The sequence below is a fragment of the Micromonospora sp. I033 genome (assembly GCF_053890995.1).
The window spans coordinates 1-11,994 of record NZ_JBSSLX010000176.1; the positions used below are offsets into that span (position 1 = coordinate 1).

The following is an 11,994-nucleotide window of genomic DNA, read 5'->3' on the forward strand; positions in this document are numbered from 1 at the left end:
GGGTGCCGCCGGCCACCCCCGGAACCGGACACCCCGCCCAGACCGACACCGTCGGTGGAACACCATGGGTGTATCCCGGCCCCGGAGACACACATGGCGTTCCACTCAGCACACCATGGTCGCCCCGAGAAACGGACATACACCCCAGCAGGCTGCCGCCGGGGCCGAAGCCGGGCCTATCAGGGCTCGAACTTGTAGCCCAGGCCGCGGACCGTGACGATGTGGCGCGGCGCGGACGGCTCCGGCTCGACCTTGGAGCGCAGTCGCTTGACGTGCACGTCCAGCGTCTTGGTGTCGCCCACGTAGTCGGCGCCCCAGACCCGGTCGATGAGCTGGCCGCGGGTGAGCACCCGGCCGGCGTTGCGGAGCAGCAGCTCCAGCAGCTCGAACTCCTTGAGCGGGAGCTGCACGGCGGCGCCGTCCACGGTCACCACGTGCCGCTCGATGTCCATCCGGACCGGCCCGGCGGCCAGCGTCGGCGCGCCGGACTCGGCGGCCTCGGCGCTCTGCCGGCGCAGCACCGCCCGGATCCGGGCGACCAGCTCACGCGGCGAGTACGGCTTGGTGACGTAGTCGTCCGCCCCGATCTCCAGGCCGACCACCTTGTCGATCTCACTGTCCCGGGCGGTGACCATGATGATCGGCACGTGGGACCGCTGCCGGAGCTGGCGGCAGACCTCGGTGCCCGACATCTCGGGCAGCATCAGGTCGAGCAGCACGATGTCGGCGCCGGTCCGGTCGAACTCGGTGAGGGCGGAGGGACCCGTCGCGGCGACGGAGACCTCGAACCCCTCCTTGCGGAGCATGTAGGACAGGGCGTCGGAGAACGATTCCTCGTCCTCCACCACCAGTACGCGGCTCAACGGGGTGTTTCCTTTCCTGTCGGTCAGACCTGCCGGAGCTCGGCCGGGCCGGCCTCGATCCCAGCGGAGGGAAGTGTCGCCTCCAGGTCGTCCGGGGGGCGGGCGGGCAGCCGGAGGGTGAACGTCGACCCACCACCAAGAGTGCTCGACACATCCACCCGACCGCCATGGTTGCTGGCGATGTGTTTGACGATGGCCAGGCCCAGGCCGGTGCCCCCGGTGGCCCGGGAGCGGGCCTGGTCGGCCCGGTAGAACCGCTCGAAGATCCGGTCGACCTCGTTCGGGGCGATGCCGATGCCCTGGTCGGCGACGGCGATCTCGACGTGCTCGTCCGTCGTCCGGGTGGTCACCCGGACCGTGGTCTCCTCGGCCGAGTAGTTGATGGCGTTCTCCACCAGGTTCGCCACCGCGGTGGCGAGCTGGCTGTCGCTGCCGTACGCGGTGAGCCCGCGCCGCCCCTCGACGAGGATCTCCACGTGCCGGGCGGTGGCCGCGGTCCGGGTCCGGTCGATCACCTCGGCGATCACCCAGTCCAGCGAGACGGGCTCGGGGGCGGGCTGCGGCTCGGCGCCCTGGAGCCGGGTCAGCTCCAGCAGTTCCTGCACCAGCCGGCCGAGCCGGGTGGACTCGTGCTGGATCCGCTCGGCGAACCGCCGGGCGGCGACCAGGTCCTCGGAGAGTTCGGCCGGGCCGTCGCCGGCCGGTTCGGTGGCGTCCACCAGCGCCTCGGCGAGTAGTTGGAGGGCGCCGATCGGGGTCTTCAGCTCGTGGCTCACGTTGGCCACGAAGTCCCGCCGCACCCGGGCCAGCCGGTGCGACTCGGTCACGTCGGCCGCCTCGATCGAGATGTAGCCGGCGCCCAGCCCCATGGCGCGCAGGTGCACGCCGAGCGGGTTCTCCCCCGCGCTGTCGCGGCCGCGCGGCAGGTCCAGCTCGATCTCGCGACGCACCCCCGTGCGGCGGACCTGCCCGGCGAGGGTACGGATCAACGGGTGCGCGGCGATGGACCCGGGTGTCGCCCCGGTGCGGAGCAGGCCCATCGCCCGGGCGGCCGGGTTGACCAGCACCGGGACGTCGTCCGGGTCAAGCACCACCACGCCGGCGCGCAGCGCGTCGACCGTCTTGCGGCCGAGCCCGGAGAGCCCGCCCTGCTGGTCGTCGGGAATCGCGGGCCTCCCTGAACTGCGGCGGGAGGTCTCGCCTCCCGGCGACACCGACCGGCGCCGCCACTGCTGGACGGGTCCGGACAGCAGCAGACCGGCGACCAGCCCGGTCGCCAGCGCCACGGCCACCACGACCGCCACCGCCCATTCCACCCGGCGATCGTAGGGTCATTGTTAACCCGGCGATCGGTCAGAACGGGACGAACCACTCTCACTTCCGGGAAAGTTCACCCGCGGGTCCCGCGTCGTTCACCGGCGTTCATCTTGACGCCGGTTCCCGGGCCTACCGTGGGTCGCGCACCTGCTCACGCCGTATCCGGCCATCCGGCCGAAGGCGGCGACACCGACCCCAGGAAGTGACGATGCGCGACGAGTTCCGGGCCGACCTGCAGATTGTCAGCCAGCTGCTGGTGGACATGGCCGAGGGGGTGCGGGCGGCCATGCGGCAGGCGACCAGGGGCCTGCTCACCGCGGACCGCGCCGCGTCGGAGACGGTGATCGCGCGGGACGCCGAGATCGACGAGCTGTACCGGCACGTGGAGGAGCGGGTCTGTGACCTGCTGGCCCGGCAGGCGCCGGTCGCCTCCGACCTGCGCGCCATGATCACCGCCCTGCACGTCGCCGCCGACCTGGAGCGGATGGGCGACCTGGCCGACCACGTGGCCAAGACGGCGTTGCGCCGGCACCCCTCGCCGGCGGTGCCGGCCGAGCTGCGCCCGGTCTTCACCGACATGGCGGCCATCGCCGACCGGATGGCCGAGAAGATCGCCTCGGTGCTGGCGAAGCCCGACGCCGACCTCGCCGCGGAGCTTGACCGCGACGACGACACCATGGACGACCTGCACAAGAGCCTCTTCGGCGTGCTGCTCGGCGAGGACTGGCCGTACGGGGTGGAGACCGCGATCGACGCGACCCTGCTGGGCCGCTTCTACGAGCGCTTCGCCGACCACGCGGTGAACGCCGGCGAGCACGTGGTCTACCTGATCACCGGCGAGACCACGCCCTCGGCGAGCTGAGCCGGACACGACGAAGGCCCCCGGTCACCCGGGGGCCTTCGTCGTCGGCGTCAGCGGCCCTGGTTGGCGACCGCGGCGGCGGCCTCCTTGGCGGCGTCGGGGTCGAGGTAGGTCCCGCCGAGGACCTGCGGGCGCAGGTCGGGGCTCAGGTCGTAGCGGAGCGGGATGCCGGTGGGGATGTTCAGCTTGGCGATCGCCTCGTCGGAGATCTGGTCGAGGTGCTTGACCAGGGCGCGCAGGGAGTTGCCGTGCGCCGCCACCAGCACGGTCCGGCCGGCCAGGATGTCCGGCACGATCGAGTCGTACCAGTAGGGCAGCATCCGCTCGACGACGTCCTTCAGGCACTCGGTGCGCGGCATCAGCTCGGTCGGCAGCAGCTTGTACCGGGGGTCGCCGACCTGCGACCACTCGTCCGCGTCGTCGATGGGCGGCGGCGGCGTGTCGTACGACCGGCGCCAGAGCATGAACTGGTCCTCGCCGTACTCGTCCAGGGTCTGCTTCTTGTTCTTGCCCTGCAGGGCGCCGTAGTGGCGCTCGTTGAGCCGCCACGACCGGCGCACCGCGATCCAGTGCCGGTCGGCGGCGCTCAGCGCCAGCTCGGCCGTGCGGATCGCGCGGCGCAGCACGCTCGTGTGCACCACGTCCGGCAGCAGGTTGTGCTCGCGCAGCAGCTCGCCGCCGCGCCGCGCCTCGGTCTCACCCTTGGCGGTCAGGTCGACGTCGACCCAGCCGGTGAAGAGGTTCTTGGCGTTCCAGTCGCTCTCGCCGTGCCGCAGCAGGACCAGCGTCCCGACGGTGGGCCCCTCGCTCGCAGTCATGCGGATCATCCTGCCGTACCGCGTCGGCGGACACGCGGGGACGGGTCGTGACGACCACCACGTGGAAAAGCTGATGACCGGCGTTCCGGGGCGGGACTAGGTTGTAAGGCGCTGGTGATAGATCGGTCATTACCAAAATCGGGGGCGCGGGGATGCGGACGGTTCAGGGCTGGTTCCGGGACACCACAGGCGGGCTACCGAGGACCTTCTGGTACCTCTGGACCGGCACCCTGATCAACCGGCTCGGCTCGTTCGTCCTGGTCTTCCTGGCCATCTACCTCACCCAGGAGCGCGACTTCTCCGCCTCGCAGGCCGGCCTGGTCATCGGGCTCTGGGGCGTCGGCGGCGCGGTCGGCACCACGATCGGCGGCACCCTGACCGATCGGTGGGGACGCCGGCCGACCCTGCTCACCGCGCACCTCGGCGCCGCCACCATGATGGTCGCGCTCGGCCTGGCCCGGCCGCTCTGGGCGGTGGCGCTGGGGGCGCTGCTGCTCGGCACCTTCGCCGAGGCGGCCCGCCCGGCTTTCGGCGCCATGATGGTCGACGTGGTGCCGGAGAAGGACCGGCTGCGCGCCTTCTCGCTGAACTACTGGGCGATCAACCTGGGCTTCGCCTGCGCCGCGGTGCTGGCCGGCGTCGCCGCCCAGGCCGGGTACCTGCTGCTCTTCCTGGTCGACGCGGCGACCACGCTGGTCACCGCGCTGATCATCTTCACCCGGGTCGGTGAGACCCGGTCGGCGCACGCCGGCCCGGTGAGCAAGGGCGCGGCGGCTCCCGCGGGCGCCCTGCGGACCATCCTCAGCGACCGGGTCTTCCTGGGCTTCGTGGCGCTCAACCTGTTCGGCGCGCTGGTCTTCCTCCAGCACATCTCGATGCTGCCGATCGCCATGGGCGACTCCGGGCTGAGCCCGGCCACGTACGGCTCGGTGATCGCGCTCAACGGGGTGCTCATCGTGGTGGGCCAGCTCTTCGTGCCCAAGCTGATCAAGGGCCGGAGCCGCTCGCACGTGCTCGCGCTCGCCGCGCTGGTGATGGGCGTCGGGTTCGGGCTGACCGCGTTCGCCGAGACCGCCTGGCTCTACGGCCTGACCGTGCTGATCTGGACGGTCGGCGAGATGCTCAACTCGCCGTCCAACGCCACCCTCATCGCCGAACTCTCCCCCGCCGCGCTGCGCGGTCGCTACCAGGGCGCCTTCTCGCTCTCCTGGCAGCTCGCCGGGGCGACCGCGCCGGTCCTCGGCGGCCTGGTCCGGGAGCACGCCGGCAACACCGCGCTCTGGCTCGGCTGCGCGGCGATCGGCGCCGTCATGGCGGTGGCCCACCTGATCTCCGGCCCGGCCCGGGAGCGGCGCGCGGCCCGGCTCCGCGGCGCGGGCACCCTGGTCACGCCGGTCACCGTGGTCCGGACCCCGGTGCCGGAGGCGGCCGAGGCCGCGGCCACCGCACCCGCCGAGCCGGTCCGCGCCGCCTCCTGAGGTACGCCGTCCGGCGGGGGTGACCAGGGACACCCGGCAAGCGCCGGGTCGGGCCACTACGGTCAGCAGAGCGGATCGGTTAACAAACTTTCCCAGGAGGACGGGTGCGCGGCCTGCGGCGCTGGTGGGACGACACGGCCGGCGGGCTCCCCGCCACGTTCTGGTACCTCTGGTCCGGCCTGCTGATCAACCGCGCCGGCGCCTTCGCCATGCTCTTCCTGTCGCTCTACCTGACCGCCGCGCGGGGCGCCTCGGCGTCGCTCGCCGGCCTGGTCGTCGGCGCGTACGGGGCCGGCGGCGCGGCGGGCACGCTGCTCGGCGGGGTGCTGGCCGACCGGTGGGGCCGGCGGTCCACCCTGCTCGCCGCCCACCTGGGCGCGGCCGGGCTGATGGTGGCGCTGGCGTTCAGCCGGCACCTGGCGGTGATCGCCGTGCTGGCCGCGCTGGTCGGGGTGGTGCACTCGATGCCCAGCCCCGCGTTCGTCGCCGCCATCGTGGACGTGGTGCCCGAGGCTCGCCGCGCCCGCGCGTTCAACCTCCAGTTCTGGGCGTTCAACCTGGGCATGGCGGTCGCGTCGCTGCTGGCCGGGGTGCTCGCCGAGGCGAGCTTCCTGGCGCTGTTCCTGGTCGACGCGGCGGCGACCCTGGCGGCGGCCGTGGTCATCGCGCTGAAGGTCCCGGAGACCCTCACCCGCCGCCCGGCGGTCACCCCGCGCGCGGTCACGGGCCGGCGGCCCGGGCTGCACACCGCGCTGACCGACCGCACCTTCCTGACCTTCGTCGGGCTGACCTTCCTGCTCGCCGTGCTCACCATGCAGACCTCGACGATCATGCCGCTGGCGATGCGGGCGGACGGGCTGCGCCCCTCGGCGTACGGGGTGGTGGTGGCGCTCGGCGGCGCGCTGATCGTGGCCGGGCAGCTCTTCGTGCCCCGGCTCATCGAGCCCTACCGGAAGTCGACCGTGCTGGCGGTCTCCACCGCGCTGATGGCGCTCGGCTTCGGTGCGCTGACCGCCGCCGACGGCCTGCCGCTCTACCTGGGCGCGGCCGTGGTGTGGACGATCGGGCAGATGCTCGCGGCGCCGCCGAACGCGCAGATCAACGCGGACCTCGCCCCGCCCGAGCTGCGCGCCCGCTACCAGTCGGTGTTCTACCTGACCTTCCCGGCGGCGTCCTTCGTGGCGCCGGCGCTGGGCGGGCTGAGCCTCCAGCATCTCGGCGAGCGGCACTGGCTGGTGGTGGGGGCCCTGGGCCTGGTCGCGGCGGCCGGTCACCTGCTGGCCGGGCCGACAAGGGAACGCCGGGTCGCCGCGCTGCGGGCCGCTGCGGGGCGGCTGGAGACGGTTTCGGCGGGGCGCTGAACGGCCCCGGAACGGCGTCGAGCGCCCACCACGACCCCCGTCGTGATGGGCGCTCGCACCGTACGCCCGGCGGCGGCGGGCGACCCTCACCCCCGTAAGCGTCGCCCGCTCGCGCCGCCGGTTCCCGGGTGGCACCGTCCCCCAACGGTGTGCTCCACCCGATCCCTCGCGCCTCGCTTGCGCGGATCTGATCGATCCGCCGCTCCCCCGAACGATTCCAAGCGTGGCGCGGTGCAATAAAGTTAGTTCGCCCGGATTCCGGATTCAACCCAGATTGCTGTCTTACCCGTCACAGCACCCGTGTCGGAAATCCGGCTGTCCCTGCTCCGGTCTCTTCGTTGGCCAACAGCGGGTTCCCGTCGACCATTCCCGTAAACCTCAGGCGTCCTCGCGATTCGGGTTCTCGGTCCGGAAGAAGTTGCTCTGCCGGCCGTCCCGCATCTGCTCCTGGTAGATCAGGTTCAGGCCGCGCAGGTCGAAGGTCCGGAACCAGTCGTCCCAGCTCACCTCGCGGATCCGGCTGCTCTCCCGGTATCCGGGGATGTTGAACGTCAGCACCCCGGGCCGATCGCCGCGCTCGGTTCCGGCGATCGTGGCCGGCTTGGCGTTGCGGGCCCGGGCCCAGCGCTGGATGACCTCGTGGTTGGTGGTCACCAGGCTCCGACCCGGACGCTCGGGACGATCGTCCAGCGACGTGATCTGCTGGGACGAAGTCACCGAGCGGGACGCCGACCGGCCGCTCCGGACCTGGGTGGCCGCCGCGGCCGTACCCCGGGCCAGAGCCGGCCCGGGAGCGGCGGCCGCCTTCTTCGCGGGCGCCGCCTTCGCCCGGGTGCCCGCCGCCTTCTTGGCGGGGGCGGCCTTGGCCCGGGTCCCCGCGGCCTTCTTCGCGGGGGCGGCCTTGGCCCGGGTGCCCGCCGCCTTCTTCGCGGGGGCGGCCTTCGCCCGGGTCCCCGCGGCCTTCTTCGCCGGGGCAGCCTTGGCCCGGGCACCCGCCGCCTTCTTCGCGGGGGCCGCCTTCGCCCGCGTGCCCGCGGCCTTCTTCGCCGGGGCGGCCTTCGCCCGGGCGCCCGCCGCCTTCTTCGCCGGGGCAGCCTTCGCCCGGGCGCCGGTGGCCTTCGCCGCCGGTGCGGCCTTGGCCCGCGACGGCGCGGTCTTGCGCGCCGCGGTCGTCTTCCTCGCCGCTGCCGTCTTCTTCGTGGCGGACGGCCGGCCGGCCGGGCCGGTGCTCTTCCGGGCCGCGCCGCCGCGACCCTCCGAGCGCAGCGACCGGACCAGCGTCTTCACCAGATCCGGCTTGCGCATGGCGGAGGTACCGGAGATCCCGCGCCGGCGCAGCTGACCTCGAATGTCGTCGACCTTCATCCGGGAGATCTCGGATTCGGAGATGCCCGGGGTGTTCGCCGTCTGGTTGCCCGGCTGGCGTTTGGTCGCAGTCGCGCCGCGACTTGAGCTGTTGCGCTGAGCCATGGGACACGCTCCTCGACAGTCCGTCATCGGCCCGCGGTGGGTCCCAAATGCCGCACCGCGCGGTGCGGCATACCCGTCAGGACGGCTCCGAACCTCCGGCGGCGGCCGAGGTCGACGAGGGCTCGAAGAGGTGGGCGAACGCGGCCAGGTTGGCCGTGGACTCGCCCCGCTTGACCCGCCACTCCCACTCGCGGCGGATGGCGGTGCCGAAACCGATCTCCAGCATGCTGTCGAAGGACTCGTCGGCGTAGGTCAGCACCGACCCGAGCAGGCGGTCCAGCTCGTCGGCGTCCACCCCGGCCAGGTTGACCCGCCCGGTCAGGTAGACGTCGCCGACCGCGTCGATGGAGAAGGAGACGCCGTACATCCGGGCGTTGCGCTGGAGCAGCCAGGCCCAGAGTTCCTCGCGGCGCTCGTCGGGCTGGCGCATCACGAACGCCTCGACCCGCAGCGCGTGCTCGCCGACGATCAGGTTGCAGATCGTTTTGAGCTTGTGGGTCCCCGGCAGGGTGACCGCGTACGACATCTCGCCGGTGGATTCCCACTCCAGCTCGCGGTCGGCGCAGACGGCCTCGATCAGGGCGGCGACCTCACTCCTGCGGCTCATCGCACCCACTCTACGGCCGCCCACCGGAGGCCGCCGGGCCACGGGCGCTCACCAGGAGCAGGTGAGCGCGGGGTCGCCGAGCCGGCCGGCCAGCCGGGCCCGGTGCTCGGCCATCGCCTCGCCGTAGACCGTGAGCAGGCCGGAGACGGTGCGGTGCCAGGAGAAGGCATGGGCGTGCCGCTCGGCGCCCCGGCCCAGGCCGGCCCGGCGCAGCCGCTCCGGCAGCAGGCGGGCCAGCGCGCGGGCCCAGTCGACCGGGTCGTGGCCGTCGATGAGCACGCCGCTGACGCCGTCCCGGACCGCGGTGACCAGCCCGCCCACGGCGGCGGCCAGCACCGGCGTGCCACAGGCCTGGGCCTCCAGCGCGACCAGCCCGAACGACTCGTTGTACGAGGGCACCGCGACCAGGTCCGCCGCGCGGTAGAGGGCGGGCAGGTTGTCGCCGGTCTGCGGCGGAAGGAACCGCACCCGGTCGGCGACGCCGAGCGAGCCGGCCAGCTCGATCAGGGCGGTGGGGCGGTCCAGCCCGCTGCCGCTGGGGCCGCCGCAGATCACCACGGTCACCTCGTCGGCCAGCGCGGGCTCCCGCTCGCGCAGCGCGGCGACCGCTCGGATCAGCACGTCCGGGGCCTTGAGCGGCTGGATCCGGCCGACGAAGGCCACCACGTAGCCGCTGGTCGGCAGGCCGAGGCGGCGGCGGGCCGCCAGGACGGCCGCGTCCCGGTCGCCGCGGGCCGGGCGGAACCGGTCCAGGTCCACGCCGGGCTCCACCACGGCCACCCGGTCGGGCTCGGCGTCGTACCGGTCGATCAGGTCGCGGGCCTCGACCCGGGTGTTGGCGACCAGCCGGTCGGACTCGGCGACCACCTGCTCCTCGCCGATCACGCGGGCCTTGGGCTCGGGCCGGTCCCCGGCGGCGAGCTGGGCGTTCTTGACCTTCGCCAGGGTGTGCGCGGTGTGCACCAGCGGGACGCCCCAGCGCTCCTTGGCCAGCCAGCCCACCTGCCCGGAGAGCCAGTAGTGCGAGTGGATCAGGTCGTAGTGGCCCGGCGGGCGGGCCGCCTCGGCGCGGAGGACCCCGGCCGTGAAGGCGCAGAGCTGGCCGGGCAGCTCCTCCTTGGTCAGCCCTTCGAGCGGGCCCGCGGTGACGTGCCGGACGCTGACCCCGGGCGCCATCTCCACCACCGGCGGCAGGTCGCCGGACGTGGCCCGGGTGAAGATCTCCACCTCGACGTCGGCCTCGGCCAGCCGCCGGGCGACCTCCAGGATGTAGACGTTCATGCCGCCGGCGTCGCCCGTTCCGGGCTGGTGCAGGGGCGAGGTGTGCACGGAGAGGGTGGCGATCCGGCGCGGCCGCGGCCACGGCAGGGCACCTCGCTGACGACCGACACCGGTGTGCACATCCGCCACGTCCGCTCCCTCTGTCACGGTTGATGCCGTCCCGCACGACCGGCGCTTCTCGGTCAACCTCCGCGCCGGATGTCATCTTCCCCATCGGGGTTCGGAAATGCGTCCCGGCGGGTCCCGGGCGTGACGGACCTCATCACCGCGGGGAGCGGGGCGCCGGGTGAGAATGACCGGATGACCTCAGTCGCCATCGTCACCGGGGCGTCCAGCGGGATCGGCGCGGCCACCGCCCGCCGGCTGGCCGCCGAGGGCTTCCACGTGCTCGCCGCCGCGCGGCGTACCGACCGGCTGGCCGGCCTGGTCGCCGGGATCGAGGCGGCCGGCGGCGCGGCCACCGCGGTGGAGTGCGACGTGACCTCGGAAGAGTCCGTCGCCGGGCTGGCCGCCGCGGCCGCCGCCGCGCCCGGCCCGGTCACCCTGCTGGTGAACAACGCCGGTGGGGCGCGCGGACTGGACCCGGTGGAGTCCGCCGACGTCGGCGACTGGCAGTGGATGTACGACGTCAACGTGCTCGGCACGCTCCGGGTCACCAAGGCGCTGCTGCCCGCGCTGGAGTCCTCCGGCGCCGGCACCGTGGTGATCGTCAGCTCGACCGCCGGGCACGTCGTCTACGAGGGCGGCGGCGGCTACACGGCGGCCAAGCACGCGCAGACCGCGATCGCCGGCACGCTCCGGCTGGAGCTGTGCGGCCGGCCGGTGCGGGTCGTCGAGATCGACCCGGGCATGGTGAAGACCGAGGAGTTCGGCCTGGTCCGGTTCGACGGCGACGCCGACCGGGCCGCCGCGGTCTACGCCGGGGTGGCCGAGCCGCTGGTCGCCGAGGACGTGGCCGACTGCGTCGCCTGGTGCGCCACCCGCCCGCACCACGTGAACATCGACCAGCTCGTGGTCCGCCCGCTGGCCCAGGCCGCCCAGCACAAGGTGCACCGGACCATGGTGAAGCGCGAGGAGTGAGCCGGGTCCGCGAGCCCCGCAGTCGCGAACGGGGAGGGTGCTGATGGTCCGGCCGCTCGGGGTGGTCACCCGGGGCACGACGAATCCGAACCGGCTCCGGCGGGTGGACAACTGGATCGTCGCGACCTGCGGCGACGCCCTGCGCGCCGCCGCCGACCCCCTCGTGGTGGACCTGGGCTACGGCGCCACCCCGGTCACCGCCGTCGAGCTGCGGGCCCGGCTGGCGGCCGCGGTGCGTCCCGACGTCCGGGTGGTCGGGCTGGAGATCGATCCGGTACGCGTGGCCGCCGCCCAGCCGGCCGCCGACCCGCCCGGGCTCACCTTCGCCCGGGGCGGCTTCGAGCTGGCCGGGCTGCGTCCCGCCCTGGTCCGCGCGTTCAACGTGCTGCGCCAGTACGACGAGAGCGAGGTGGCCGACGCCTGGGGCGCGATCACCGGGCGGCTCGCCCCGGGCGGCCTGCTGGTCGAGGGGACCTGCGACGAGCTCGGGCGGCTCGGCGGCTGGGTGCTGCTCGACAGCACCGGCCCGCGCACGCTGACCCTGGCCGCCAAGCTCACCACCCTGGCCAGCCCGGCCCAGCTCGCCGAACGGCTGCCCAAGGCGCTCATCCACCGCAACGTCCCGGGCGAGCCGATCCACGACCTGATCCAGGCCCTGGAGAGCGCCTGGCAGTCCACCGCCGGCTACGCCCCCTTCGGCCCCCGCGACCGCTGGACAAGAACGATCGCGGCCCTGAAGGCAACCGGCTGGCCCGTCCTCAACCGCCCGAACCGCTGGCGCCTCGGCGAACTAACCCTCCCCTGGCCCACCATCGCCCCCACCTCGCCGAGTTGATCAAGAGGTTTGCGTCAAAATC

11 protein-coding genes are annotated in these 11,994 nt (G+C 73.5%); 5 read left to right on the forward strand and 6 right to left on the reverse strand.

Going from position 1 to position 11,994, the window contains the following annotated elements:
* Window positions 1–179 precede the first annotated feature (179 nt).
* Together ACW0Q9_RS23570 and ACW0Q9_RS23575 are read right to left on the reverse strand one after the other, a co-directional pair.
* Entirely contained in the window at window positions 180–863 is a 684-nt protein-coding gene (locus tag ACW0Q9_RS23570) for a response regulator (RefSeq protein WP_456184766.1), read from the reverse strand.
* Window positions 864–886: 23 nt separating this feature from the next.
* Window positions 887–2,179, reverse strand: a complete 1,293-nt coding sequence (locus tag ACW0Q9_RS23575; protein ID WP_456184768.1) for a sensor histidine kinase — start codon at window positions 2,177–2,179, stop codon at window positions 887–889.
* A 209-nt stretch (window positions 2,180–2,388) separates the two neighbouring features.
* Here ACW0Q9_RS23575 and phoU point away from each other — a divergent pair, with 209 nt between their 5' ends.
* Window positions 2,389–3,042, forward strand: a complete 654-nt coding sequence (gene phoU / locus ACW0Q9_RS23580) for a phosphate signaling complex protein PhoU (RefSeq protein ID WP_456184770.1) — start codon at window positions 2,389–2,391, stop codon at window positions 3,040–3,042.
* A 50-nt stretch (window positions 3,043–3,092) separates the two neighbouring features.
* On the opposite strand, the gene ACW0Q9_RS23585 is transcribed toward phoU, so the two are convergent.
* The gene (locus ACW0Q9_RS23585; protein ID WP_456184772.1) at window positions 3,093–3,860 is read right to left on the reverse strand and encodes a phosphoglyceromutase; all 768 of its coding nucleotides are present in this window, start codon (window positions 3,858–3,860) and stop codon (window positions 3,093–3,095) included.
* Between the two features lie 152 nt (window positions 3,861–4,012).
* On the opposite strand from ACW0Q9_RS23585, the gene ACW0Q9_RS23590 reads away from it, so the two are divergent.
* The gene (locus ACW0Q9_RS23590; protein ID WP_456184774.1) at window positions 4,013–5,338 is read left to right on the forward strand and encodes an MDR family MFS transporter; all 1,326 of its coding nucleotides are present in this window, start codon (window positions 4,013–4,015) and stop codon (window positions 5,336–5,338) included.
* A gap of 104 nt (window positions 5,339–5,442) precedes the next feature.
* Window positions 5,443–6,699 (forward strand): MFS transporter, encoded by a 1,257-nt coding sequence (locus ACW0Q9_RS23595; protein ID WP_456184776.1) that lies wholly within the window; start codon window positions 5,443–5,445, stop codon window positions 6,697–6,699.
* A gap of 378 nt (window positions 6,700–7,077) precedes the next feature.
* Here ACW0Q9_RS23595 and ACW0Q9_RS23600 read toward each other — a convergent pair whose 3' ends face one another.
* The 3 genes from ACW0Q9_RS23600 to mshA all read right to left on the reverse strand — a co-directional run bounded on the left by ACW0Q9_RS23600 (window position 7,078) and on the right by mshA (window position 10,186).
* Entirely contained in the window at window positions 7,078–8,064 is a 987-nt protein-coding gene (locus tag ACW0Q9_RS23600) for a hypothetical protein (protein ID WP_456184786.1), read from the reverse strand.
* Between the two features lie 181 nt (window positions 8,065–8,245).
* Window positions 8,246–8,776: a YbjN domain-containing protein gene (locus ACW0Q9_RS23605; protein ID WP_456184778.1), complete on the reverse strand. Its 531-nt coding sequence runs from the start codon at window positions 8,774–8,776 to the stop codon at window positions 8,246–8,248.
* Window positions 8,777–8,824: 48 nt separating this feature from the next.
* Complete coding sequence (mshA, locus tag ACW0Q9_RS23610; RefSeq protein ID WP_456184780.1) at window positions 8,825–10,186, reverse strand: D-inositol-3-phosphate glycosyltransferase; 1,362 nt, start codon at window positions 10,184–10,186, stop codon at window positions 8,825–8,827.
* 171 nt (window positions 10,187–10,357) lie between these two features.
* Between mshA and ACW0Q9_RS23615 the strand changes: the two genes are divergently transcribed.
* Window positions 10,358–11,137, forward strand: coding sequence for an SDR family NAD(P)-dependent oxidoreductase (locus ACW0Q9_RS23615; protein ID WP_456184782.1), 780 nt, complete (start codon window positions 10,358–10,360; stop codon window positions 11,135–11,137).
* Between the two features lie 43 nt (window positions 11,138–11,180).
* A complete protein-coding gene (locus ACW0Q9_RS23620) occupies window positions 11,181–11,972 on the forward strand; it encodes a class I SAM-dependent methyltransferase (protein WP_456184784.1) in 792 nt (263 codons plus the stop codon).
* Window positions 11,973–11,994 lie beyond the last annotated feature (22 nt).

Excerpts from the sequence above, each read along its gene's own strand:
- phoU (WP_456184770.1), top strand. The coding sequence starts at position 2,389 with ATGCGCGACGAGTTCCGGGCCGACCTGCAGATTGTCAGCCAGCTGCTG.
- ACW0Q9_RS23585 (WP_456184772.1), bottom strand. The coding sequence starts at position 3,860 with ATGACTGCGAGCGAGGGGCCCACCGTCGGGACGCTGGTCCTGCTGCGG.
- ACW0Q9_RS23590 (WP_456184774.1), top strand. The coding sequence starts at position 4,013 with ATGCGGACGGTTCAGGGCTGGTTCCGGGACACCACAGGCGGGCTACCG.
- ACW0Q9_RS23600 (WP_456184786.1), bottom strand. The coding sequence starts at position 8,064 with ATGAAGGTCGACGACATTCGAGGTCAGCTGCGCCGGCGCGGGATCTCC.
- ACW0Q9_RS23605 (WP_456184778.1), bottom strand. The coding sequence starts at position 8,776 with ATGAGCCGCAGGAGTGAGGTCGCCGCCCTGATCGAGGCCGTCTGCGCC.
- ACW0Q9_RS23615 (WP_456184782.1), top strand. The coding sequence starts at position 10,358 with ATGACCTCAGTCGCCATCGTCACCGGGGCGTCCAGCGGGATCGGCGCG.
- ACW0Q9_RS23620 (WP_456184784.1), top strand. The coding sequence starts at position 11,181 with ATGGTCCGGCCGCTCGGGGTGGTCACCCGGGGCACGACGAATCCGAAC.